General features: G+C 60.1%; 17 protein-coding genes and 1 riboswitch. Of the genes, 12 read left to right on the top strand and 5 right to left on the bottom strand.

What is annotated here, in order from left to right; translation table 11 throughout:
- The first annotated feature begins 69 nt into the window (after window positions 1-69).
- From imuA to WH265_RS13930, 4 genes are all read left to right on the top strand, one after another.
- Window positions 70-885 carry a translesion DNA synthesis-associated protein ImuA gene (gene imuA, locus WH265_RS13945; protein ID WP_339558673.1) on the top strand — a complete coding sequence of 272 codons (816 nt, stop codon included), beginning with the start codon at window positions 70-72 and terminating at the stop codon, window positions 883-885.
- Entirely contained in the window at window positions 803-2,344 is a 1,542-nt protein-coding gene (locus WH265_RS13940) for a Y-family DNA polymerase (protein WP_339558672.1), read from the top strand. The genes imuA and WH265_RS13940 overlap by 83 nt, the downstream gene beginning before the upstream one ends.
- Before the next feature lie 24 nt (window positions 2,345-2,368).
- On the top strand, window positions 2,369-5,497 hold the full coding sequence (locus WH265_RS13935) for an error-prone DNA polymerase (protein ID WP_339558671.1): 3,129 nt from the start codon (window positions 2,369-2,371) through the stop codon (window positions 5,495-5,497).
- Window positions 5,498-5,624: 127 nt separating this feature from the next.
- On the top strand, window positions 5,625-7,046 hold the full coding sequence (locus tag WH265_RS13930) for an IPTL-CTERM sorting domain-containing protein (protein ID WP_339558670.1): 1,422 nt from the start codon (window positions 5,625-5,627) through the stop codon (window positions 7,044-7,046).
- Between the two features lie 89 nt (window positions 7,047-7,135).
- Here the strand turns inward: WH265_RS13930 and WH265_RS13925 are convergent, their stop codons facing one another.
- Window positions 7,136-7,870, bottom strand: a complete 735-nt coding sequence (locus WH265_RS13925; RefSeq protein ID WP_339558669.1) for an SDR family oxidoreductase — start codon at window positions 7,868-7,870, stop codon at window positions 7,136-7,138.
- 103 nt (window positions 7,871-7,973) lie between these two features.
- Between WH265_RS13925 and WH265_RS13920 the strand changes: the two genes are divergently transcribed.
- Together WH265_RS13920 and WH265_RS13915 are read left to right on the top strand one after the other, a co-directional pair.
- Window positions 7,974-8,897 carry a LysR family transcriptional regulator gene (locus tag WH265_RS13920; protein WP_339558668.1) on the top strand — a complete coding sequence of 308 codons (924 nt, stop codon included), beginning with the start codon at window positions 7,974-7,976 and terminating at the stop codon, window positions 8,895-8,897.
- Window positions 8,898-8,973: 76 nt separating this feature from the next.
- Window positions 8,974-9,052: riboswitch (ZMP/ZTP riboswitch) on the top strand.
- A gap of 24 nt (window positions 9,053-9,076) precedes the next feature.
- A complete protein-coding gene (locus WH265_RS13915; protein WP_339537388.1) occupies window positions 9,077-9,637 on the top strand; it encodes a hypothetical protein in 561 nt (186 codons plus the stop codon).
- A gap of 169 nt (window positions 9,638-9,806) precedes the next feature.
- On the opposite strand, the gene WH265_RS13910 is transcribed toward WH265_RS13915, so the two are convergent.
- From WH265_RS13910 to WH265_RS13900, 3 genes are all read right to left on the bottom strand, one after another.
- Entirely contained in the window at window positions 9,807-10,781 is a 975-nt protein-coding gene (locus WH265_RS13910) for a phage exclusion protein Lit family protein (protein ID WP_339558667.1), read from the bottom strand.
- 291 nt (window positions 10,782-11,072) lie between these two features.
- Window positions 11,073-11,909: an abortive infection family protein gene (locus WH265_RS13905; RefSeq protein ID WP_339558666.1), complete on the bottom strand. Its 837-nt coding sequence runs from the start codon at window positions 11,907-11,909 to the stop codon at window positions 11,073-11,075.
- Window positions 11,910-12,006: 97 nt separating this feature from the next.
- On the bottom strand, window positions 12,007-12,816 hold the full coding sequence (locus WH265_RS13900; protein WP_339558665.1) for a restriction endonuclease: 810 nt from the start codon (window positions 12,814-12,816) through the stop codon (window positions 12,007-12,009).
- A gap of 1,130 nt (window positions 12,817-13,946) precedes the next feature.
- Between WH265_RS13900 and WH265_RS13895 the strand changes: the two genes are divergently transcribed.
- Genes WH265_RS13895 through WH265_RS13870 form a run of 6 tightly spaced genes read left to right on the top strand, consistent with a single transcriptional unit; the run spans window position 13,947 to window position 23,990 of the window.
- Window positions 13,947-15,779: an ATP-dependent nuclease gene (locus WH265_RS13895; protein WP_339558664.1), complete on the top strand. Its 1,833-nt coding sequence runs from the start codon at window positions 13,947-13,949 to the stop codon at window positions 15,777-15,779.
- Complete coding sequence (locus WH265_RS13890) at window positions 15,776-17,038, top strand: ATP-dependent helicase (protein ID WP_339558663.1); 1,263 nt, start codon at window positions 15,776-15,778, stop codon at window positions 17,036-17,038. The genes WH265_RS13895 and WH265_RS13890 overlap by 4 nt, the downstream gene beginning before the upstream one ends.
- A 34-nt stretch (window positions 17,039-17,072) precedes the next feature.
- Window positions 17,073-18,512 (top strand): Wadjet anti-phage system protein JetA family protein, encoded by a 1,440-nt coding sequence (locus WH265_RS13885; RefSeq protein WP_339558662.1) that lies wholly within the window; start codon window positions 17,073-17,075, stop codon window positions 18,510-18,512.
- Window positions 18,509-19,195, top strand: a complete 687-nt coding sequence (locus WH265_RS13880) for a DUF4194 domain-containing protein (protein ID WP_339558661.1) — start codon at window positions 18,509-18,511, stop codon at window positions 19,193-19,195. The genes WH265_RS13885 and WH265_RS13880 overlap by 4 nt, the downstream gene beginning before the upstream one ends.
- The gene (locus WH265_RS13875; protein WP_339558660.1) at window positions 19,192-22,845 is read left to right on the top strand and encodes an SbcC/MukB-like Walker B domain-containing protein; all 3,654 of its coding nucleotides are present in this window, start codon (window positions 19,192-19,194) and stop codon (window positions 22,843-22,845) included. Before WH265_RS13880 ends, WH265_RS13875 begins: the two co-directional genes overlap by 4 nt.
- On the top strand, window positions 22,842-23,990 hold the full coding sequence (locus WH265_RS13870) for a Wadjet anti-phage system protein JetD domain-containing protein (RefSeq protein ID WP_339558659.1): 1,149 nt from the start codon (window positions 22,842-22,844) through the stop codon (window positions 23,988-23,990). Before WH265_RS13875 ends, WH265_RS13870 begins: the two co-directional genes overlap by 4 nt.
- Window positions 23,991-24,719: 729 nt before the next feature.
- On the opposite strand, the gene WH265_RS13865 is transcribed toward WH265_RS13870, so the two are convergent.
- Window positions 24,720-25,700 (bottom strand): tripartite tricarboxylate transporter substrate binding protein BugD, encoded by a 981-nt coding sequence (locus WH265_RS13865; RefSeq protein ID WP_339558658.1) that lies wholly within the window; start codon window positions 25,698-25,700, stop codon window positions 24,720-24,722.
- Window positions 25,701-25,715: the final 15 nt, after the last annotated feature.

The raw sequence follows: 25,715 nt of genomic DNA, 5'->3' as shown, positions 1-25,715 counted from the left end.
GTGCCCGCCCGCTGTTACACATAAGCCAGGCACAAGCTCTTATACTGTACATATATACAGTTATTTGCCATGCCTCTACTCGATGCCCTGTCCCTGCCGCCCACGGTGGCCGCCCAGCTCTGGCGCGGCGACCACCTGGTGCGCGCGCCGATGGCGGGCGTCCCCACCGGCTGGGATGCGCTCGATGCCCAGCTGCCTGGCAGGGGCTGGCCCAGCCAGTGCCTGACGGAGGTGCTGCAGCCCCAGGCCGGCACCCTGGAGTGGCGCCTGACCGGCAAGGCCCTGCAGCAGTGCCCGCCGCACAAACCCGTCATCGCACTGGGCCCGCCGCTGCCGCCCCATGCCAGCGGGCTGGCGCAGAGCGGCCTGGCGCCTGGGCAGCTGGTCTGGATCCATGGCAGCCGCCCGCAAGACCAGCTCTGGGCGCTGGAGCAGCTGCTCCGGGCCAATGCCGCCGCCGCACTGCTGGCCTGGCTGCCGCAGGTGCAGCCCGAGCAGATTCGCCGCCTGCAGATCAGCGCCCAGCAGTTTGAAGGCCTGGTGTTTGTGTTCCGGCCCGAGAGCAGCCGGCACCAGGCCTCGGCCGCGCCGTTGCGCCTCTTGGTGCGCAGCAGCCAGCCCTGGTCGCTGCAGCTGGAGCTGCTCAAACGCCGGGGCCCTGTGCACGAGGGCACGCTGGAGCTGCCCGCCGTGCCGCCCAGCCTGCAAGCCGTGCTGCCCACCCGCCTGTGGCCCGGCACCGTGCCGCAGCCAGCCACCCTTCCTTCCACCACCTCGACCCGAGCCATCCTCTTGCCAGACCATGACAGCGATCTGGGCCGCTCTGCTGCCCCAACTCCCCCGCCCCGCCGCCAGCGCGCGCCCCAGTCCAGCCTGCAGCACTGAGGCCACCCCAGCCGCGCCCGCCACGCCCACGGCCCAGATGCAAGGCCTGGCACTGTGGGCGCAGCAGTTCACGCCGCGCCTGGCCTGCGTGCCCTCGGACAGTGTGTTTGGCGATGCGCTGGTGCTGGAGCTCTCGGCCAGCGAGCGCCTGTTTGGCGGGCGCCAGCAGCTGGCCCGGCGCCTGCTGCGCGAGAGCCGGCAGCTGGGCGTGCAAGCCATCAGCTGGGCCCCCACCAGCCTGGCTGCCATTGCGCTGGCGCGCTGCGGCATCCGCCACGGCATGGGCCAGCCGCTGCCCCAGGTGCTGGCGCCCCTGCCCTTGCAGGCCATCGATGCGGTGGCCCGCCATGCCGAGCTGCTGAGCCAGCTGGGCTGCCAGAGCCTGGGCGCCGTGCATGCGCTGCCCCGGGGCGCACTGGCCCGGCGCATGGATACGGGCATCTTGAAAGCCCTCGACCAGGCCCATGGCCTGCTGCCCGACCGCTACCCCTGGATCCAGCTGCCCGCCCGCTTTGATGCCCGGCTGGAGCTGCCCATGCGCATCGACCAGGCCGATGCGCTGATGCATGGCGCGCGCCACCTGCTGCTGCAGCTGTGCGGCTGGCTGGCGGCGCAGCGGGCGGGCGTGCGCAGCTTTCGGCTGTGCTGGAGCCATGATGCAATGCGCTCCCGCCATGTGGGCGATGGCGGCGAGCTGACCATCCACACCGCCAGCACCACGCGCGATCTGCAGCACCTGTGCCGCCTGCTGCAAGAGCACCTGGCCCATGTAGAGCTGCAAGCCCCCGTGGGCGAGCTGAGCCTGCATGCCGATGCGCCCGAAGCGCTGCAAGAGCGCAGCGCCAGCCTGCTGCCCGACAAAACCGCCGATGGCGAAAGCCTGGAGCAGGTGCTCGAACGCATCACCGCCCGCCTGGGCGAAGACCAGGTGCAGCGCCCGCTGCTGCGGCCCGACCACCGCCCCGAGTGGCAGGTGCAGTGGCTCCCCGCGCAGCCCGCCGGCAAGGCCAAGGCCGCCCCACCCGCTGCACAGCCCCATTCACGGCTGCATGCACCGCTGCATGTGCCGCCCCTTGCCCAACCCAGCTTCTTGCTGCTCACCCCCCTGCAACTGCTGCAAGACAGCCAGAGCCGGCCGCTCTACCACGGCCCCTTGCAGCTGCTGCTGGGCCCGCAGCGCATCGAAGGCGGCTGGTGGCACCGCAGCCCTGGCTTTTTGCCGGTGAGCGATGCGGATGGCGACACCCACACGGGCGAGGCAGCCCCTGACAGCGACCACGGCGATCAGCGCGATCACCGCGAAAGCCCGCCCCAACCCGCCCCCCTCTCCCAAACCGCCCACACCGCGCTGCGTGATTACTGGGTCGCCCACAGCCCGCATGCCGGCTTGCTGTGGATCTTCCACACCCGCTTGTCGGCCAACAGCGGCGCCTGGTTTTTGCATGGCCGCTTTGCCTGAGCTGCGCAGCCCCCGTCCCAAGCCATGGCCACCCGTCCCAAACTCTCCATCCCGCCCTACGCCGAGCTGTGGTGCCTGAGCAATTTCAGCTTTCTGCGCGGCGCCAGCCACCCGCATGAGCTGGTCGAGCGCGCCCAGGCCCAGGGCTACCGCGCGCTGGCCCTGACCGATGAATGCTCGCTCGCAGGCATCGTACGCGCCCATGTCGCAGCGCGTGACTGCGGGCTGCCGCTGATCGTGGGCGCGCAGTTCGAAGTGCAGCCCAGCGATGCGGCCGCGCCCGCCTTCACCCTGGTGGCACTGGCCTGCAACCTGCATGGCTACGGCAACCTCTGCGCCCTCATCACCCAGCTGCGGCGCAAATCGCCCAAGGGCAGCTATGCGCTGGCGCAGGCAGCCATCCACCCGCGCGCGCTGCAGGACTGCCTGCTGCTGCTGGCCCCCAGCCGCCAGGCCAGCACAGCGCAGATCCAGGCCCAGGCCGCCTGGCTGCAGCAGCACTTTGCCGGCCGCTGCTGGCTGGCCGTGCAGCTGGACCGCAGCCTGGGCGACGAGGCCTGGCTGGCGCAGATGCGTGCGGCGGGCAGCAGCAGTGGCGCGCCGCTGGTGGCCGCCGGCAATGTGCACATGCATGTGCGCTCGCGCAAGCCCATGCAGGATGTGCTGACCGCCATCCGCCTGCGCCGCCCGCTCACCGACTGCGGCTACGCGCTGCAGCCCAATGCCGAGCAGCACCTGCGCAGCCGGCTGCGGCTGGCGCAGATGTACCCGCCCGATCTGCTGGAGGCCAGCCTGGGCATTGCAGCGCGTTGCCAGTTCTCGCTGACCGAGCTGCGCTACCAGTACCCCGACGAGGTGGTGCCGCCCCAGCTCACACCAGCGGCCTATCTGCGCCAGCTCAGCTACGAAGGGGCGGCCCGCCGCTGGCCGCAAGGCACGCCGCCGCAGGTGCAGGCCACCTTGGAAAAAGAGCTGGCCCTTATCTCCGAACTGCAGTACGAGCACTACTTTTTGACCGTCTACGACATCGTGCGCTTTGCCCGCAGCAAGGACATCCTCTGCCAGGGCCGGGGCTCGGCCGCCAACTCGGCCGTCTGTTTTTGCCTGCAGATCACCGAGGTTGACCCGCACAAGAGCAGGCTGCTGTTCGAGCGCTTTATCAGCAAGGAGCGCAACGAGCCGCCCGATATCGATGTCGACTTCGAGCATGCCCGGCGCGAAGAAGTCATCCAGTACCTGTACAAAAAATACGGCCTGCACCGCGCAGGCCTCACTGCCGTGGTCATCCGCTACCGGCGCAAATCCGCGATCCGCGATGTGGCCAAGGCCCTGGGCTTTGCGCCGCCCAGCATCGATCTGCTGGCACGCGACCATTCGCGCTGGGACGACGAACTGCTGCGGGCCGAAGCGCTGGCCCAGTGCGGCCTGCAGGCGGGCGACCTGGCCGTGCGCCAGCTGCAGGAGCTGGTCGAGACGCTGCGCGATTTTCCGCGCCACCTGTCCCAGCATGTGGGCGGCTTTGTGCTCACGCGCGGCCCGCTCTCGCGCATCGTGCCGATCGAGCGCGCCAGCATGGAAAACCGCACCGTCATCCAGTGGGACAAGGACGACCTCGATGCCGTCGGCCTGCTCAAGGTCGATGTGCTGGCGCTGGGCATGCTCACCGCGCTGCAAAAAATGCTGCACCTGGTGGGCGCACGCCAGGGCCGCAGCTTTGCGCTGGGCGATATCCCGCACGGAGACACCGCCACCTACGACATGATCTGCGCGGCCGACACCATCGGCGTCTTCCAGATCGAGAGCCGCGCCCAGATGAGCATGCTGCCGCGCCTGCGCCCGCGAGCGTTCTACGACCTGGTGATCGAGGTCGCGCTGGTGCGGCCCGGCCCCATCCAGGGCGGCATGGTTCACCCCTATCTGCGCCGCCGCCAGGGGCTGGAAGAAATCCAGTACGAAAGCGAGCTGCTGCGCCCGGCACTGGAGCGGACCCTGGGCGTGCCCATCTTCCAGGAGCAGGTGATGCAGATCGCCATCGATGCGGCCGGTTTCAGCGCCGGCGAGGCCGACCAGCTGCGCCGCTCGATGGCCGCCTGGCGCCGCACCGGCAACCTGCAAAAGTACTACGACAAAATCATCAACGGCATGACCGGCAATGGCTATTCGCAGGCCTTTGCCGAATCGATCTTTCAGCAGATCCAGGGCTTTTCGGAATACGGTTTTCCGGAGAGCCATGCCGCCAGTTTTGCGATCCTCGTGTACTTCAGTGCCTGGATCAAATGCCACTACCCGGCCGAGTTTCTGGTGGCCATGATCAACAGCCAGCCGCTGGGCTTTTACAGCAACAGCCAGCTGATCCAGGACGCCCAGCGCCATGGCGTGCAGGTGCTGCCCGTCGATGTGATGCACAGCGGCATGGACTGCACTACAGAAGCCGCCAGCGGCCCCCACCCCGCCGTGCGCCTGGGCCTGCGCCTGGTCAAGCAGCTGCAGCAAACGCAAGTCAAGCGCCTGCTGCAGGCCCGCGACGCCGCCCCCTTTGAGAGCGCCCAGGACCTGGCCCGCCGCGCCCAGCTGGACGCCCCGGCGATGAAGAACCTGGCCGCTGCCGATGCACTGGCCAGCCTCGAAGGCCACCGCCGCCACCAGCTCTGGCAGGCCTCCGCCCCGCTGCACCACAGCCGCCTGCTGCGCGCAGCCCCCATCGATGAGGACGAGCTGCAACTGCCCGCTGCCAGCGAGCAGGAAGACATCCACTGGGACTATGCCGCGCTGGGCCTGAGCCTGCGCCGCCACCCCATGGCCTTGCTGCGCGAACGCCTGCAGCGCCACCGCTTCCAAACCCAGGCCGAGCTGCGCGAAGCCCGCGACGGCAGCTGGGTGCGCGCCTGCGGCATCGTCACCCTGCGCCAGCAGCCCCCCACCGCCAAAGGCGTCGTCTTTATCACCCTGGAGGACGAAACCGGCAACCTGCAAGTCATCTGCTGGCCCCAGCTGCGCAGCGCCCAGCGCGACGCCCTGCTGCACGCCCAGTTCCTGGCCGTGCAAGGCCGCTGGCAGCGCAGCGGCGAGGTGGGCAACCTGATCGCGCACCAGCTGCGGGATGTGTCGGACTGGTATGACAGCCTGCGGATTCGGAGCCGGGATTTTCGGTGAGGGGGAGTGGGATTGATAGAAGGAATGGAGATCCATCAGTCTCCACCCAATTACCTAGTTCACGGGATAGACAGAGGCATTCCTTTTTTCATATAAAGGCAAATGTAAACAAATATTTCAAATCAACATGTTTTCAATTTCAAAATTCATCCGCTCTCGCTGGCCCTGGCTGGCCATCCTCCCCTTTGTTTTGCTTCTAGCGAGTGGTCATGTCCAAGCGCAAGCCATGACTGAAGACTTTGAAGGAATATCTTGTTCTGGCGATCAAATTCCTGATGGAACCGCTGGTCTGATGTGGACAAATGGATTTTGCCAAAATGGACTGCGTCCTGAAATAAGTATGTCCGGTTACAGGCCTGCAGTCACCTCCGGTTCAAATGTCATCTACAACGGCGGTGGAAACCCGATGACGTTGACCAAAACAGGCGGTGGTTTGTTTACCCTGGTCCAAGCACAAATGACTGGCGCATGGAATGACAATCTACAAGTCCAGATTGAAGGCTTTGATGGCAGCACCAGTGTCGGGGTGCAAACCATCACCTTGATTGCAACGGCCCCCAGCTTGATTACCTTTACCACGGCCAGCAATGTTGACCGCGTGGTGTTTACCTCATCAGGTGGTACGCCACATGAAGGATACACCGGCGCTGGAACTCATTTTGCGATGGACGACCTTAGCTACGTTCGGGGTCCCATACACAGCATCACAGTAACACCATCTCTTCACGGCACCATGAGCTGCACGCCCAATCCAGTAGCCGATGGCGGCAACGCCACCTGCATCGCAGTTCCCGATGCTGGATTCTCTGTAGCCAGCTTTTCGGGTTGCACACGCGTAGGTTCCACCAATGACTGCGAACTGAACAATGTGACTGCAACAGCTACGGTGGCAATCACGTTTGCAGCCCTTACTTACCCCATCACGGTCACCCCACCCGCCAACGGCACCATGAGCTGTACGCCCAATCCAGTTGCGCATGGCAGCAATGGCACTTGCACGGCTGTCCCAGATGCGGGGTTCACGGTGGCCAGTTTCTCGGGTTGCACACGCGTAGCCTCCTCCAACGACTGCGAACTGAACAATGTGACCGCAGCGGTCACCGTATCAGCAGCATTTACGGCGCTGCCTGTCATCACGACCACGGGCAACTTGCCCGATGCGACCGAAGGGCAGGTATATAGCCAAAGCTTGGCCGCAACAGGCGGCACTGCTCCTTACACCTGGGCGGTGGTGGATGGCAGCTTGCCGCCTGGCATGACACTAGATACGGCCACCGGAGTCATCAGTGGCACGGTGCCTAAAGTGGCGGTGCAGAAAACAGCGACTGCGGCGAAGGCCACCGGTGTGTTTAGCTTTAGCGTGCAGGTCACTGACAACAGCAATCCACAGCTTCAAAGCCCTGCGCAGCAATTCAGCTTGCAGGTGGTGGCTTCACCTGCTGCGGCCACGGCGACGCCGGTCCCCACCTTGGGCACTTGGGCCCTGGCGCTCTTGGGCGTGCTCATCGCAGGCCTGGGACTGCAGCGGCGAAGCAAGATGCAGGGATAAACAAGTTGTCAGCACCGACCTGCCCAGCCATGGTCAGGTCGGTGTTCAGCCAATACCGCGCATTGTGATTAGCTACACCGCCAGGTTCTTCAATGCGGGCTCGCCGTAGGCCGCATGATGATCTCGCTGGTATCCACATCCGCCGGCTGCGAGATTGCAAAATGGATGGCCCGCGCGATCGCCGATGCGCTGATGGCCACATTGCGAAACTCCTTCATCTCTTCGCGGCCAGCGGCATCCGTGATGGTCTCCGCCAACTCCGACTCCGTCACCCCGGGGCTGATCGTGGTCACGCGGATGTCGCTGCTTTCCTGCCGCAGGCCTTCCGAGATGGCCCATACCGCGTACTTGGTAGCGCAATAAACGGCGGCAGTTGGAGACACCGCATGCGCACCGATGGAGGCAATGTTCACAACATGCCCAAAGCCCTGTTGGCGCATGGTGGGCAACACCGCCGCAATGCCGTGCAGCACACCGCGAATGTTCACATCGATCATCCAGTCCCACTCGTCCACCCGCAATGCGGCAAGCGGTGACAGCGGCATCACGCCAGCGTTGTTGATGATGGCATCGATGCGCCCATAGCGCGCCATCGCATGGTCGGCAAAGGCTTGCAGCTGCGCACGCTGGGTCACATCCAGCGCCAGCGCTTCGGCCGCGCCGCCTGCGTTCTGGATATCGGCCACGATCTGGCCCAGTTTGTCGACCCGGCGGGCGCCGAGCACAACGGTGGCGCCATGGGCGGCCAGCAGCTTGGCGCTGGCCTCACCGATACCGCTGCTGGCACCGGTGATCAAAATGACTTTGTCGAGCAAGTTTTTCATAGCGAACTTTCTGCAATGGCGTTGGAAAGTTCAAACTGTAGGCAGCTTGGCTTGATCAGAGAAGTGCGCCAATGCTGCACAATTTGGTTAGACTTTCTAACCAATGAAAGACGAACTCCAGCTCCTCCCCTGCTTTTTGGCGGTGGCCAAAGCACAAAACTTCCGTGCTGCCGCCGACCAACTGGGTGTGACACGCTCTGCCGTCAGCCAAGCCATGCGCAAGCTGGAGGACCAGCTGGGCATCGCCCTGGTCCACCGCACCACCCGCCATGTGCGCCTGACCGAGGCCGGCCAGACGCTGCACCAGCAAATCAGCGGCCCCTTGGCTGCCGTGCAGGTGGCGCTCGAAGAAGTATCCGAAGAAGGCCCAGCGCGCGGCCTTTTGCGCGTGGCGGTCACCTCCATCGCCGAGCGCTTTCTGTCCGGTCCCTTGATCAGCGCCTTTACCGCCGCCCACCCGCACATCACCTTGGATGTCACCGTCACCGATGACGAATCCGACATCATTGCCGGCGGCTTCGATGCCGGCCTGCGTCTCGGTGAAGTCATCGAGCAGGACATGATCGCCATCCCGCTGACAGGGCCGCAACGGCAAGTGGTCGTCGCCACCCCCGCCTACCTGTGCGCACAGGGAACACCCCAGCACCCCAATGACCTGCTGGGCCACCGCTGCATCGGCTGGCGCGCGGAGCTGGAGTTCGCCCCATACCGCTGGGAATTCCAGGAAAACGGCCGCGATTTCAGCCTCGCGGTCGCCCCCCGTGTCACCACCAATGACATGCTGCTGATGGTGCGCACCGCGCTGGCCGATGGCGGCATCACCATCGGCATGGAGGAGACCTTTGCGCCCTACCTGGAACGCGGGGAGCTGGTCTCGGTGCTGGACAGCTACCTGCCCTACTTTCCCGGCTTTTACCTCTACTACCCCAACCGCAGAAACCAGCCGCGCAAGCTAAGGGCCTTGGTGGAGCATGTGAAAGGCTGGGTGCCGGTGGGCGGATCTTTGCCCGGGTCCATATCGGCTTAAGTAGCAAGAGAGATCAGCAAGCTGCAGGTGATCTGCAGGCCCGCGCTTGTTCGCCGAATCACTTTTGGCTATGCTGGCCGGGTCATGTGACTGGCGAAAAAGATGGAGCACCATCAGGGAGCATGATGCATGAGCCGTTCGCCTGGGCGTTTTGGTATTCCTTCCATTCCGGAGATTTGATGACCAACGCCCCCCATCCCCTCAACGCCCCTTTCTGCTCTGCCGAGGCACTGGACCTGCGCAGATCCCCACTTCTTGTTCCCTCACGCTTCCACGGTGTGCCCTTTGTATTTGAGCGCTACCCTGGCGCCCCTGGTGTCAGTGGGCTGACCGGTGGCGCCAACTGCCAGCAATACGCCTATGAGTTTTTACGCGAGCACGGATTCTCCATTGGCGATTTGCGCTCCAGCAACTTGTGGGAAGACTCGGAATATACGGATGAAGTTGCCACACCACAGGCCTTTGATCTGGCCCTGGTGCATGACCGCCCAGACGCATGGGGTGCCCATGTGATGGTTGCAGTGGAGAGCGATCTTTTCCTGCACCTTTCGATCCGCATTGGCAGGCCCGCCGTGGAGACATTGGCCGAGGTCATGGCGCGCCCCTACTACCAACACCTGATTGGGTTCAAGCGCTGCCGGTTTCGTGACATCGTTGGCGGGGCGAAAAATGAAAGGAGGGCTGGTGTATGCACCGTCGCCAAGGCAACGGGAGAACTATCGCTTAATTTGCAAGGCTGATGACAGCTCATGCATGGCCAACATCGGTCAGCCGCATAGTTCACTTCAACGACTGGTGCAGGCTGATTACGGCCTGTTGGGGCACGCACGCCAGCGGCCGCTCAGCGATGACAAGCAGCCCATGAATGCCTCTGCAGTAGCTGACATCTTTCGTGGTGACCCAGCCAAGTTAACTGGCTAGAAGGCGGGACGACCTACGTAGTGGCGTGGTGGTAGATTCGTCCAACATCCTGTCGAGTTGGTCCAGAGTCGCTTGGAGGAACTCCTCTGCCGTCTCGTAACCGTCATCTGGGTCGTCCCACGGGACGTCTTTGAATATGTCCCGAAGCACTTCCACGCAAAGACCATGAAAGTAGGCCAGAAGCCGCTCCTCGGTGAAATCAAATCCCAAGAGTAGGTGCTGAGCGCGATGATGCAACTCCGGATGACGGAGTTGCTTAACGGGTGTGTTTGTCGAAAACAAGTAGTACGAACTAAGCACGGCGCTCAGGACTGCCCACGCCAGGTGCAGTTTTTCTTCGTCGGATTGATCACCAACAATGACATCGTATGCTCCGTTGTCGGCGTCCTTTTCCAATTCGATCTTTTCGTTCCGAGACAGGCCGCGCCAGATCGCCATGTGGTTGCTCGTCCCATGCATCCATTCGTGGAACAGAAGGAATGCGGCGGCTTCTTGAAAAATTAGGTTTGCTTTTTCGGTGTACCAGTGCTCGGTCGAGCTATCCCAAAAAACTGGAGAGGGGAGCTCTGTGGGCCAAGGCGTGTATTCGTCGGCGACTGACTGGGCCCACTCAAGTAGTAAGTTCGCTCGGGAAAGCAATCGTTCAGCAGAAATGTAGATAGTGCCTTTCTCAAGCGCAAGCGCACGCTTCTGGTAACCTTCCTCGTAGCGCACCATCCAGCCATAGATGAAGCACCATAGCACCTCAAGATGGGTGATGTGCAGGTGAATTTCCGCGGGTTCATCGACCGCTTTGGGCCCGACAGGCGAGACTAGGTCGTCCCGAAGTGCAATCTCAGGGAGCACGTGTCCCCTCTCCACGGACACTTTCAATCGGTCAACGAAGCCCTCATGCGGATTTTCGAATGCATGGAGGATGTTGTTGGCAAGCGCGTGAATAGGGCTGCTGGATTTTTCGGGCATCTTTGTTCTTTCGGTCAAGGCGGTATGCCATCGGGTGTAGCCCAGAGCATGCCGGTGTACTAAAATTTCCGGCCCTCAATTGTCGTCTGGCGAGAAGCCGCGAGCGGCAAGTCCAAGCGGGTTGCCGACGTTCAGCGGAGACAATCAGACGACGGCCCTCGGCCAGGAGCGGGCGATAGTTGCGAGTAAAGCGGACGCTCAACGTAGAGGTGAGCCGCAACCAACTGCAAGGCGCCGCGAGGTGCTGTTGTGTGTCGGTCTTGACCGCCATGTTAGAACTCACCGCCCGGATCATCGGCTAGGTGACACTCTCCGCTTCTTACGTTCCCACGACTCCAAGACGAAGAGTGCCACTGTGTGCGCGGAGTGAATGGCAAGCTTGGCATGTCGCGGCTCCAATCTATAGCTTGTCTTGCCAGCTCCATGAGCTGAGCTAGCATGGGTTCGTAGAGCTCCAATTCCATCGACCACGGCAAAGAGACCCGTGAGAATGACCTGCAAGTCTTGGTCCTCCACGACACTTGGATCGAACCCTAGGTCTTTGCGCACAACGTTCCAAACCGGCTTCAGGTCCTGCTTTGCCGGCATGTCCAGCCTCTCTTCAGCGATGTAGACCTTGCAAATGCTCTCCAGAATGTTGCTCGCGGCCGAAACGGCCTCCCGCGGGTTCACATCTACGTTGGTCAGTGCCCGAGTGAACTCCTGGTCAATGGCTGGAACATCCATCTCACGGACGAAGTCCTCTAAGGATCGAGAGGGAGATCCGACAGCGCTGGAGATTTTCCCGCCTTTCACGTACTGCAGGTCGTAGCGAGCCAATGCTTTGCGCAATTTCTCCTGAGTTTCAGTTTCTGTCGGAGGGGGCAAGTCGCTAAAAGGGCTTGGCTCTGGAGGTGGCTCCTCCATGTACGTCTCGATGAGTCGACCGAGAATCTTCAACGGTTCGACCGACACGTCCCTGTTTATACGTCGCAGCCATTCTTGGACCTTGATGGGCTTGCTTCCTTCAGGCGGGTCGCCCGGAGCTCCCGAATGCATGAAGAGCCGGTTGAGGGATGGGTGAGTCTCACGATCCAGCATGATCTGAGAGCATGCAGCGATAACGGGTGCCGGAATCTCGACGCGCATGATTGTGAGTTCTAACGTTTTAATTCACCGGCCTGTGCGGCTATTCGCGCAGGTCCGGTGGAATGATGGGTTCGGCATCTCAGCGAAGTAGACATGGTTAGCTCGACCCTTCGAGAAGCATTTCCGATAGCTCTGTGGTTGGGACCCAAAACCCTTCGAGACTCTCAAGATAGCTCTGGCACAGGGTCACAATCTTTTCTTGACCAGCAATCCTGACGGTGTGCTGCTCCACTTCAGTTCGCCCACTCAGAACATTTCCGGTAAAGCCCGACGAAGAGACAAGCAGCCCCTTCGTCGTGCCGCCTGCTTTGGCTACCACATCAACTAAGGCCGATAAAGCCTCGCTTCCTGGCTTTTTTCCGCTCGCAAGCCAGTGCTTCACTTCAACCAGGAAGATTTGTTTCTCTCCATCTTCTTCACATTCAAGTCGAAGATCAAAGCCTCCATCTTTCCCTGATCGAGTTAATTCGGTTTCAAATCCAAGCTGCTCAAAAACCTCTCGCATAGCTCGCTCTAGGTCTCTCCACTCAACTTCACGGAGGCACTTCGGATTCTTAGCGATTTCCAGCGGAATCGCTTTCATAGCCGTCCGAACGATAACTTCAAGCCGCGACGGGAGCTTAAGGTCAGATTCAACGTTGCTTTCCGATGCAGCTTCGCTCAAGAAACGCTTTAGTCGAGGCCTGCCATTTGGCGGAAAGACAATGCGACCTTCGGCTTCTAACCCCGCAGCACGCTCTTTTGCATAGCGCCAAGATCGACCTTGCGGTGGCATGTGACCATGCCACTCATATTGCAGCGTCGGCCGATAAAACGATGACGTGACATCGGCAAGGAAGTATGGCCCTCTCGGATCATTGTCCGGGTTCTTGTAGCGAGCGTCTATTGCGGAATCTCGTGAATTCATTGGCCAGTGCGCGTTTGTAGAGATGCCGAACGTAATGTAGACCGCTAAAAAGCGCAGGCCATATGTGGTGCTTGCGTTCTAAATTGGCATGAAAAAATGCCACAAGGGGCTTGTAGCCGGGCCTTTTGGAAGATGCACTGGACGAAAATACAGTACTAAATTCAGCCATGAAACTTGCCGCCTATCCTGTGTTATGCGCCACACGGTTGTTGAATCAGATCCCCGAGCGAATTTTCAACAAGCACTATATCCTACGCACGGGCATGCCTATTTGCAGTGATATGGTTTGCGAACTCGCGTGTTATGGAACTGCACGAAGTCGAGGTTTTCAGACCATGTTGGCCAATGAATGACGGCTTTCTAGCTTCTCGCTGAATGGCGGCTCAAGTTCGACAGCACTCATTCGCGGGCCGACATAGCGGACTTCCAGCTTCCGCTGTGAGCGAAGCTACTCCGGACCTGAAAACAGTCATTGGTGAAGTGACTGTTTTAGCGCTCAGAAAGAGCGCAATGACTAGGTGAGCGGTAGTTCACCCAGCCGCAATCAGCGGCTGCAACAGCTGCAAAGCTGACCTCGAAATCAGAAGTCGGCATCAGGCTGGTTGCAGACGCTGAGATTTGGCAAACCGGTGATCGCTGCCGCTCATACCAGACGTTGACCTGCTATCTGCTCAGGAGTCCGCTGTGCGCCATAACCCGGAAACTGACTGGATCACAGTGAGTTGAAATGCTTTAGCGGCCTCTCATGACAGCTGCGCTAGTGCTGCGGCCCCTTAATAGAATCGATGGATGACTGCCTTGTAGCTATTGATCCACCTGCACTGCTAACGTCGACTGATTGGAAATATTGATTCCTACGTCTTAAACTCGCATGCATTGATCGCGTAAGGGACTTTGCCACGATGCCGCTAAAAGAAGGTCCGACTTCATGGAGGGTGCGGCAGTGAGAATGATCTTTATACATACGTTCCCTCGTCTACCGACTGCTCGTCCCGGAAAGCATAGTTGCTAGACCATTAGGGTGGAACTGAAGAGTTAAGACAAAATTGTCGCGCTAGATCGATACTTGACGCAAGGCATGGCTAAGAAGAAGGCTCTGATGCCTTCTAGCGGGCCAGAGGAGGTGGCGGATGGATCTGTGGTTTATCCCGCTACAAAAAAAGAGGAGAAAAATGCGAATAGCCAACTTGAAAATCGAGAACTTTCGGGGCGTAAGAAGTGGTTTCGTGCAGTTCGGCAGACACCCCGTGGTTGTCGGAGACAACAACACTGGCAAGACTACCCTGATCGAAGCTTTGACACTCGTGCTTGGCAGAGATCGGCTAGTTCGCGAACTGACTGAGCATGACTTCTTCGGATCTAACCCACAGGCGGCCGACAGGATTAAAGTCGTAGCAACGATCACTGATTTTCCCGGAGACGACCCGGAGCAGAGTAGCCAGTGGTTTCGTGATGAACGCGCGGTCGTTAAATGGCTTGACGAGGTAACAGGCCATGTGCATCCGGCACGAAACAACCCCGCGTGGAAGCTGTGCTGTCAACTCGGCGTTCAGGCGCGCTTCGACCAAGAGAGCTTGGCTGTTGAGACGGTGCGCTACTTTCATGACCACGATGAGCCCATCGATCCTTTCGCCGACGAGGCTCCGGCCCCTGTTCCAGGCAAGCTCATCCAGGAACTGAGTTTCTATCTCGTGCGCGCGAGCAGGACATGGGACAAAGTCTTTTCCTGGGGGAACGAGCTTTTCAAACGGACTGTACTGGCAGCCGCAGCTCAGCCTTCAGGTGCATTGCTCGCCGAGCGCGATCGTCTAAGGGCACCGGCCCAGCCGATCGATACTGACCCGGGCATTCAACCTCTGATCGAGAATCTGAATAACGAACTTGCGCGCTCGTTTCCGAATGCTCCGAAGGTCCAGTTGAGGCTCACCAGTACGGACAGCCGGTCGGTTATGGAAGCCGTTTCAGCCCACTTCGCAGGAACGGATGGCTTCAGCATACCCGCCGGGAGACAGGGCAGCGGGCTGGTCTCCATGCAAGGCCTATTGCTGTTGCTTGAGCTTGGCCGCGCTCGTGCTGCAAGCGGTAGAGAGTTCCTCATGGCGCTGGAAGAGCCTGAAGTTCATCTCCCGCCTTCTGCACAGCAGCGGCTGGTTCAGCGGGTCCAAGCTCTGTCTACCCAGACCTTCGTAACAACGCATTCGCCGCTCGTTGCCAGCATGGCAGACCCAACCTCGGTGCTGATCTTGAAGAGACATGATGGAGTTCTCTCTGCCGAGCCATTTTTGGTCAGCCCACTCCCTGCAGCGGCCCCAAACTGGAAGCGTAAGTTTTTCCAACACAGCCGGGTTGATGTACTAAGTGCATTGATGCAGCCTGCCCTTCTCGTTCCAGAAGGCAGAGCCGATTTCCAGCTGCTACGCTGCATCCTTCGGCCTTTGATGATGACCGAAGGGTGGATCGATACGATGCAACGCCCCTTCGCCATCGAAGTCGGGGTGGTTCCCACAGAAGACGCGAACGTCGTTGAAACCCACCGGCTGATGCAGCGGATCCACAGACGCGTGTGCTGCCTTGTTGATGGTGACGCAGTTGGGCTGGACTATGCGGATCGACTGCGGCAAGAAGCCGCGCCGCCGAGCGCGGTCATCCGCTGGAACGATGGCGCGATGATCGAAGACGCTGTCGGGTGGATCCTCAATGCAGACGAGGCGGCGGTTGTCGGGAAGTTGGCGGAGATATCCCCTCAACCTCCCGCTTCGACCGCGGCGGTGGTCGCGTATCTGAAGACTAAGAAGATGGACATCGTCGCCTACGAGAGCCTTGCGGAAGCCATCGCTACGACGCCAGCCTGCAGGGCGCGGGCGGCAGACCTACTGGGTGGTCTGGCTTGTGCTTGCGCTGGCGATGCTGCGACGCAGCGCTTCGTTCGCGACGCCAATGGGGTGTGGGTGTTTCAGCCATGACGGTTCGCGCATTCACCGGCGGCGCTGGTTGTGGCAAGACGCACATGCTTATGGATTCACTATCAGCGCATCTTGACGCTGCACCTTTGCATGCCGGTCAGAAAGTTTTGGCGCTCACGTTCATGCACGGATCTCGCCGGCGCTTGGAAGAGCGTCTTGGGATGCTTCAGAACCTCAAGGGCAAGACGGAATGCACGACCATCGACAGTTTCGCATGGCGTCTGGTTCGGCGTTGGCGTTCCCTCGCCGCGGCACTCGGCTTCGCAAACATCGAACCAGCTGAGTACGAACGTGTATGCGAAGCTGCCGGCGCCCTTGCACAGATCAAGGAAGTCCACAACTGGGTGGCGGCGACGTTCCCTATCCTCGTCGTGGATGAAGCCCAAGACATGACTGTAAATCGTCTCGGCATGGTCGCGGGCCTGGCCAACAGATTGGAGGTCTTCGTCGCCGCGGATGAATTTCAATGTCTCAGCGAGGAGCTTCGCCCCAATCCGGCATGTGCATGGATCTCTCAAGTATGCGCCCCGGAGGAACTTAAGCAGCCCCGTAGGACCGACGTGGACGAGTTGCTCAATGCAGCACGTGCGATTCGCGCCAGCGAAGCGCCTAAGTCAGAGAAACTCTTCATGATTGCACTGACGTCTACAGCGCCGCTGGCTGGTGCGTGGATCAACTCCAATTTGAGCTGGTACGGCGGAGGAAAGCGTGTTGCGATCATCACCCCAACACATGGCGCGTTTTCAAGGGCTGCATTGGCCTGGGCAGCCGCAAACAAGACCAAGAAAGGCGCAGGCCCTTACAACGTCGCTTGGGAACAGTCGGAAGCAAAAGCTGCAGCCGAGTACCTCACCACGATCCAATTGGCCGACCAGGCTGACGCTGCTTCCATCGCTGCGGTCCTCGCCGCTGCTGGTGATGCCAGAGCGGCCAGGGATGTGACCGAATGGCTTGAGATTCAACGTCGGACTAAGGCGAAGGTGCAGTTCACAAGGGATGAGGTCGTGAAGTTGGTCGAACAGTCCTTTTCTCAGCGCCGCCAAATTCGACGAAGCGATGTTCATGGATGGAAGGGGATGACAGTTCACGGAGCCAAGAACCGAGAATTCGACAACGTCATCGTTCTTTGGCCTGCTGCGGTCGGCGGCAGCGACGACCAGAAGCGGCGCTTGCTCTACAACGCAGTGACACGCGCGAAAGAGCGGTGCATTGTCCTTGTGCAGGCGGCTGCCCATATAGGACGAGCACCCTTTGCCTAAACACAGTATCGGCTCACACCCTGATTTTTCTCATATGACTGATACACTGTTCTTTAATGGTGAGCGCAGCAGGTTTTTTCGACCCGTTAACAGCTCTCGGCGCGAACTCGTTGTGGCCTGCCTCCGGGCACTCTATGACCGACTGCATGGCCCGGCTGCCGATTACTCGCATAACCTCACACGGGAGGCCTTGAAGGAGTTGCTGCTGCCGGTCGTACGCGAAAATCAGGGCGCGTTCGAAAGCGACCAGGAGCCAGACGAATTCACAGAGGCTGAATCGAGCGACCCATTGCAATTGGTCAATCTGGTTGTTCGTGTGCTTACGCGTGATGGATGGTTAGAGCAATTTCCCGATCGCCACGGTCTCATCACCGCATTCCGACTGACCCGGCCTGCAAAACTTTTCGCGCATGCATTTTGGTCGCTTAATCGACCTTCCCGGGCACGCCAGCAGAACATGCGCAGCTGCCGCAATGCGCTGGAAGCAGCGTTGCACGCGAAAGGCAGTGCAGACGACCTTCTGGATGCTTATGAACATGCAGAAAAGGTCATCGAAGACCTAACCGAGGGCATCGACATGCTGCAAGAGCGCATCCGTTTGCTCATGCGACAAGCCTCCATGCATAACCAATGGGAAGACTTTGTTGAATTTCTGGATAAGTTCCAGCGCAGCTACTCTAAGCAGTTCACAGTGGACAGCGCCACCCTGAACAAGAACGCAATCCGAAACCGGTTGGAAGCTCTGCGAACCCAACTCGATGACGACCGGCGCCAACGCATGGAGGCCGACTTACGCGAAGTCGCCACGTGGGCCGTCAAGGAGTGTTCGGGGCCTTCGGTGTTCGAATGGCTTTTAGACCGTATCGAGGAAATCGTAGCTGCGGCCCACGAGTCCAAGCAGCCAGGCTTTATGCGCGCCATGAACACGTACATTAAGCGAGTCACTGGCCTAGTGCAACAGTCCATGATGCTGCGCACAGGGCAGAACAGACATGCCTATATGGCGGCTGTCGCCAAGGTGGCGAGCCTAGCGTCTGCTGAACAAGACATACTGCTGCTGCACATTGGCTTGCACTTGACTCCTGCCGAAGTTCGCCTACTGGACCCCGCCAGCTTCAAGCTGAGAACCGCACGGCAGCGGAAAAACGCGTCTACCGTGTCGGTGCCGCCGCGGGCCAGTCGAGAAGCTCGCATGACAGCGGCGTTGAATGCGGCTGAGGAGAATGCGTTTTCTGTGGCGAACACGGAATTGGTGCAAGACATGCGCAAACGCCTGCGTCTCTTTCAGCACCCAGTGCGCGTCTCAGCTCTTCCCCTGGAATCAGCCACGGCTGTCCTCGGGGCCATGCAGGTGGTCGAAGCGGTGCGCGCGGACCACGAGAGCGACATGGTGGTACGTCGCCTGCCGGGGAGGGTGGAGAACGAATTCTTCATCGGTCCGGACTACGAAATTACTTTCAAGAAGAGAACATGACCATAACAACTGCTCTGAGGGAAGAGCTCGCCGATGAAGGCGTGACGATGGACCGCTTCAAGGAGCTGGTAGTTCGCCTGATGGCTTATGGTGTCGTCGTGCGTGACGAGGACCGCACGGAGCAGACCATCTACGACGATGCACGTCGCGTTGAGAAACTCCTCTCCGACTACTTCTCGATTGCAGGCTTTTATCTGCACCACGACTTGGCGGCGCAGTTCTTTCGCCTGTATCCGCCTGGTGCGTCCATCGACGGAGTGGCTGAAGACCCGAATGAGCCGGTGCCTGCGCTGCGCGCCCGTGTTTCGGCCAACTTCGTTGCAATTGCTCTCACGCTGCGCTTCCTGTACCAAGAGAAACTGAACCAGGGCTACGTGGATGCGCAAGGGGAGGCCTTGGTCAGCTTCGACGATATCGCTGCTGCCCTGCAGACGCAGTTGAAACGGTCGCTGCCGGAGAACGCCGCCGAGCGAATGGCGCTGCTGGGGGAGCTAAAACGGCATAGGCTGCTCAGGTACTCTTCGAACTTCAGTATCGCCGATGAAGATGCGCTCCTCGCAATTCGGCCGCTAATCCTTGGCGTCGTTTCCAACGAAGCGTTGGCCAATGCTCTTGACGCCGACGGCGTCATCGAACCCCTGGATGCCCAATCCGACACCATAACCGCAGGCGAAGCAGAATGAAACTTGACCGCTTGGTTTTCGTAAACTGGGGCCATATGGCCTCCGGTACCTATGAGATGGGCAACCTCACCTTGCTGACCGGTCCGACTGGAGCGGGAAAATCCACGATGTTGGACGCGATGCAGGTGGTGCTCACCGCGGCCAACAGGAACATCATGAACCTCAATCCTGGTCAGGATGAGACCGGGCAGGGCGGTGCCCCGCGCGAGAAGACACGCAGAAGCGTCGAGGGATACCTCGTTGGTGCGGAGAAAAATCTGTTTGCCCGCCCGGATGGAGCACATGGCTACATCGCCGCCGTATTCCAGCCCGATGCGGGCGAACACCAGTGCCAGACCTTCACTGCCCTCGTGGCCGCATCTGCTCGGGTGGATGGTATCGGGGATTCACGTCAGCCCAAGCTGGAAAGCTTCAGCCTGTATCTTGTCGACGCAGCCGTGGTTCAAGAAGATTTCCTCGTATCGATAGAAGCTGGCCAAGTGGTTTCGGTGGAGCACATTCACAGAGGACTGAGGTTGAAGTACAAGGTCCACGAGTTCAATGACCGCAAAGTAGACTACCTGAGCGCCTTGTACGGGCGCTTTCGCGGCCGCTCAACTGTCACCAAGGACGAAGCAGTTCTAGCGGCGAAAGCCTGGGTGCAGTCAGTGGCTTACCGCAAAATTGGCGCGGTGCACGCGCTGGTGCGTGACGAAATTCTGGACATGGACCAGAAGCAGTTACAGGGCGATATCGAGCGCATCAGTGGCCTGATGAAAGACGTTGCAACCCTTCGCCGCGAGGGCGCACGATTGCATGAAGACTCGCAGCGCCTAGACAAACTTCTGGACTGGCTTGGACAGACCGCCAGCGCGCACGAAGAACATGTCGTCCATGATGCCTACGCTGCCCGGTTGAGTCTGGAGGCGGATAAGTCCGAAGAGTACCGCCAGCGTCAGCGCGTGGATCAGGCCGAGAAGGACAAGAAGACCCGCTTCGAGGCGAGCACCGCACGCAAGGATCGCAAGAAAGAGTTGGATGCGGACCGCACCAATCTGGCCGCACGCATGCTCGGGGTGCCCGCGCAGCAGCAGAAGGTCACCCTGGAGGCGCGCATCAACGCAGCAAGCATCGAGGCACGTCGGGTCCTGCACGAGCTGACTCAGTCGCTGTCTGCTGCCTCCTTGCTGGACCGACGCGCCCAGAAAGCCCTTGCGGCAAAACCGCATGAATCAATGGACCGGGTGTCGGCGGCCTTGGCCATCGTTGCGGATGCTTATCGCGTTACCGACCTCGCGCCTCTGAGTGAGGTCAGCCAGAAAGTCTTCGAACAGGTCCAAGCCAAGGAGTTATCGGCCGATATTCTGCGCGAAATTGCACTGACCCTAGACAACGAGAACGACTTGGGTCTTCCCAATCTGTTTGCGGCCATGGCCGCACCGCAGGACAGTCTCCAGCATGCCGTCACGCAACAGGCTGTACTGCACGAGAGGACGGTCGTCGATGCGGAGAAAAATGTGCGTGATTTGGGAGCCCGCAAGGCGGTCCTTGCCCGAGGAGAGGTGGAGTATCCGACACCGGTCAAAGTTGCCATGCGCATCCTGCACGAGCAATTTCCCGATGCCATGCCGCAGGTGCTTTGTGACCTGGTGGAGCCCAAGTCTGAGGTGTGGCAGGCTGCCATTGAGGGCTACATCAAGGGTGCTCGCTTTAGCATCCTGGTCAAGCCGGAGTGGGAACGTGACATCATCAGTTTCGCGCGTCAGAAAGACTGGCGCGAGGTGCGGGTTCTGCAAGGACGTCTGTGTTTAAAGGACCTGGAGAAGAACGGACCGCCGCCGCCGAACTCTGTGGTGCACGAATTGGTCGCCCCTAATGACATCGCCTGGGCCTACCTTGCGTCGCAGTATGGGAGCGTCCAGAAGGTCGAGTCCCTCGACGAGTTGCAGATGGCCAAGCGTGGCCTCATGAAGGACGGCAAGGCCTCCGGTAGCCGCACGTATTTCCTGGCCGACGCCAAGGAACTCGTTTTCGGCAAGAAGGCTCGCGAGCGCCAACTGAACTTGGTCATCAAACAATTGGCGCAAGCTGAGGTCGACTTGGCGACGGCCAAAGCGCAGGAACTGAGCCTTGCCGACATGCGTGCGATCTTGACCGGTCTGCGTGAGGTGAAGCTTGATGCGACGCCCCTCCTCTCCATCGCCAACGAACTGGCCGCGGCACAGCAGGCAATGGCAGCGCTCGACCTGACTGAGTTGGAGGACATGCAGCGTCGACTGAACGAACTGGTGGCCGAAATCGCCGAAATCGATGAGCAGAACGACAAGGATGTGGCCGCCATCAGTAATGCAGACGGTGACATCAGGGCCGCAAAACGCGTAGTCGCAGAGCTGCTGGGGCGGCGTGATGGCCTGCTGGAAGCGGTCCAAGCGCAAACGCATCGGCTTGGAGAACTGGTAACGAGCAACCCGGTGTTGAACTACACCGGACTGAGCGGACGTGTAGAGGCGCTGCTGGCGGCACCTGGCAAGGACGTTGCAGCCGCGAAGGGAACGGCCCGCGGCTACGATCTTCAAGCACGGCACCATCTGACAAACGCGCTCAACGCCTTGTCGGAGTACCACCAGTCCTGCCGCAATGATGATCGGTTTCAAGACGCACTCGTCTTTCCGATGCAGGACTTCTCGTTCGATGAGACCTACCGACAGGTCATCGCACTTATATCTGCAGCGATTGAGCGCGTCGCTGCCTTGCGCGGTACGGGCATTTACAACAACCAGCTGGAGCTGGAGAAGGCGACCAAGTCGTTCAACGACGTGTTTACCAAGCACTTCTGCGTGGAAATCAAAACGCGCGTCGACGAAGGCGTCCGTACTTTGCGCCAAATGAACAATGAGTTGCGCAACCTGAGCTTCGGTCAGGACAGCTACACCATCGAATATTCGCAGTGGGAACCGGAGCTTCGGGATTACTTGGAATTCTTCGAGGCAGTGGCCGAGCTCACCGAGTCCGCAGAGAACCTCGACCTATTTAGTGACAACGAGCTGCCCGCGCGGCATGTCGAAATTCGCGACAGACTCGTTGGCTTATTACTTGCCGAAGACCAAGAGCGTGCGCGAAAGGAGCTGCTTCGTATCGCAGACTACCGCAACTACCGTCGCTACGACATTATTTGCGAGAGTCCCAACGGTGGCCGCGTGCGTCTGTCTACCTGGGGCACTGGCTCTGGAGGGCAGATGGAGACGCCTGCGTACATCGTGCGTGCGGCAGTCGTGACCAACCGATTGAAGATTTTCGAGAAAGGTCCAAGCCTGCGCTTGATGGTCAATGACGAAGCGTTCTCGAAGATGGACGAAACGCGAGCCCGTGCCGTTCTTTGCTTCATGCGCGACAACCTGAACCTGCAGGTCGTAAGCGCGATGCCAACCATGAAGGCCGGGCCGCTCAAGGACGAGTTCAACCGAGAGTACAACTTTACCCAACTCAAGCCGGTCACCAACGGCGAGCTCGATTTCTGTACCGAAGTGAAGGAACTTGAATTCAAGCAGGACAAGATGCGTGAACTGTGGGCTAAGCAGCGCGCACAAGTTCGTGAGAAAGCAAAGCAGCTTTTTGACGAGCAATATCCGCCGCCAGTGGCTTCGGAGTCGGTGGAGGCGGAAGCGAAATGAATGCCTTGCCAGCATGGATCGACTCAGATCCGGTCCAGGAACTGCTGAATGCACTGGTAGACCGACTCGACTCCGCGCAGACCCGTGGCAGCGCCAAAGCGCAAGCCGTGTCCCTCAGCAAGGCCTTGTGGCCTTCCTTCTATAGCCAGCCGTTCGAGTCGGACCGTGAAGCGCTGTGGCTGCAGGCACGCGAGCTTGCAACGCTCGGGCTCATCGCCCTGACACCGGAACGAGCAGCGCGCGCCACAGTTGGCTACGACATGTCGCCCAAAATCGGCATGCCCGATCCTGCCCGTCTGCGAGCGGCGGTTGGCCGGCTTGAACGCGTGAAGTCGGTTGGCGAACTCTGGCGTGAGGCAGTCTATACCCACTTGGAGGGAGACGAATCGGCCAAGAAGGTGGTTTCCGGCTATAACATTGAAATAGAAGGGCACTCCCCCGTCAGCATCGTGCAGCGTATCAATAAACTGCACAGCGAAGCCAAAACCTCTGGCTTGCTGCTTCGCGAGGTTTCTTCACGCCTGTTTTGGGGCATGTCCAAAGTGCTGGACCAACGCGAGCGTCTCGTTGCGGCTGTCCTGGGCCTCGATGAGTGCCCATTTCCTGCGTCACCCATACAACTGCAAGTTAACCTATCGCAGGGGTCAACATCCGGCGTCTTATTCGTCGAGAACGCAATGTCGTTTGAGAAGGCTGCGCGCCGTACCTCGGTGGAATACCGCGGCTTGGCCCTCGTGTTCGCATCGGGTTTCAAAGCCAGTGCGACGCGGCTTCGAAGTGAAGAAGGCGCTTCGCTGTTCTACAGCCGTCGTGGCTGCATGGAACCCACCGAGGTTGCTCGGTTTGAGCAGTGGCTCTTCCAAGGCAATCAGATGCCGGCGGTTTATTTTTGGGGTGACTTGGACTGGGAGGGCATGCGCATCTTGGCCACTTTGCGCGCAAGTTTTGGGAATGTCGAGGCGTGGCAGCCCGGATATGATCCGATGCGAGAGCGCCTGCTAGCCGGAGGTGGACACCGCCCAGAAGCTGCAGACAAACGGGGCCAGCGGTCCATTGCCGCCACTGGCTGCCTTTACGCGGACGCTCAATTGGTGCCGCTGCTAGATACGTTCGGCTTTGTTGACCAAGAGCTTTTCAGCTTATAGAGAACCAAAGTTTTCCAGTACTACCAAATTCACGTCGTCAACACGCAGGAAGATTTACTGACTGAGTACTCCCCCGATTCCATCGTAAGTGAGCTTCTTCGAGTCGCTACTGTCATTGCGCGAAAAGACAATTTGTCCCAAGTGTGCTTCTGCTATTCAGTGAGCATGCACCTCATGTCCAATTGTGATCGAATTGAGGACGGAGTCGTCAAGCCGAAGCACGCGAAGACTGCTTGTCAAAGCATTCTGCGCGAAGTCTGTTGACGCCGGCTTCTACCGAAGGCAGAGCCACGAAAGTCAATACTGAATTCTTCGCATATGAGCAGGACAGTGAGTCGGAGGGGACGCTGTACGTCATTTGGACAAGGAAGCAGAGGATGCGCGAGCCTGCAGTCGCTAGCACTGCCTGACGTCGGTAAGTCAGCATCGTCCGCCGCTGAGCCAGATGACCGCTTGAGGCCGAGCAGCGCGCATTCGAGCTTCATCGGCCAGTGCCCGCAATCGCTGCGCAGCGGACATTGGCATCAAAGGTGTGAACAACAGCAGCGGCTCGTTTGCAGCCAGACAAATGACCCAAACACAACAGCTAGATCAGCGCCGAAGCAGATAGGAAACCTGGCCCAGCAAAAAAGCGACATGAACCAAGTCAGGCTGAACACAACCCATTCAGCGCCGCTAGCACTCGAAAGCCGGCATCCGCCCAGCCAGCCCATCAAGTGCCCGCCCCTCTCAATCCAACGCGATCTGCGTCTTCGCCGCCACCTCCTTCCAGCGTGCCACCTCCGCCTCGGTATGCCGGCCCAGCGCCTGGCCGCTGTACTGCTCGGGCGGCAGCAGCTGGATGGCCTGGCTGACGAGCTTGTCGGTGTATTCCTTGTCGCCCATGACTTTCAGGTAGGCCGCCTGGAACTTGTCCAGCGCTTCTGGTGGCGTGCCTTTGGGCGCATAGATGCCATACCAGGTGCTGGCTTCAAAGCCTGGCAGGGCGGTCTCGTCCAAGGTGGGCACATCCTTGAGCTGCGGCAAGCGCTGCCTGGAGGTGACGGCCAGCGGACGCAGCTTGGCGTCCTTGAGCTGTGGCAGGGCGGTGTTGGTCTGGTCAAACATGCCGTCGACCTGACCGCCGATGACATCGAGCAAGGCCGGGCCCGCGCCCTTGTAGGGCACCAGGGTGACCTTGATGCCGGCCGAGGTGGCGAACAAGGCGGCGATCAGGTGCGAGCTGGAGCCGATGCCCGCATTGCTGATGTAGAGCTTGTCCGGGTGGGCCTTGCCCCATTCGACCAAGGCCTTGATGTCCTTGGCGGGGTGCTCCTTGCGCACCATCAGCACCAGGGGCGTGTCCGGAAAGCGGAACACCGGCGCGAAATCCTTCACCGGGTCGTAGCTGAGCTTTTTGTACAGCGCGGGCGCCGCGCCCATATAGCCCATGTGGCCGACCAGCATGGTGTAGCCATCGGGCTTGGCGCGCGCAGCCTTGGCCGATCCCACCGTTCCACCCGCGCCGGGCGCGTTGTCGATGATGATGGGCTGGCCCACCTCCCGCGCCACCCGCTCGGCCAAGCTGCGGGCCAGCGCATCGGTGGGGCCTCCGGCGGCAAACGGCACGATCCAGGTGATGGGTTTGGATGGGTAGCCCTGGGCGCTGGCCCCGGCTGCAGCGCTGATGAGGGCAAGCGCCGCCATACCGCTCTTCAAAAACGATGTCATGTCTGTCTCCTTGTC

The sequence above is a fragment of the Comamonas sp. MYb396 genome (assembly GCF_037479555.1).
Lineage (GTDB): Bacteria > Pseudomonadota > Gammaproteobacteria > Burkholderiales > Burkholderiaceae_C > Comamonas.
This window is presented reverse-complemented; position numbering and strand designations above follow the sequence as displayed.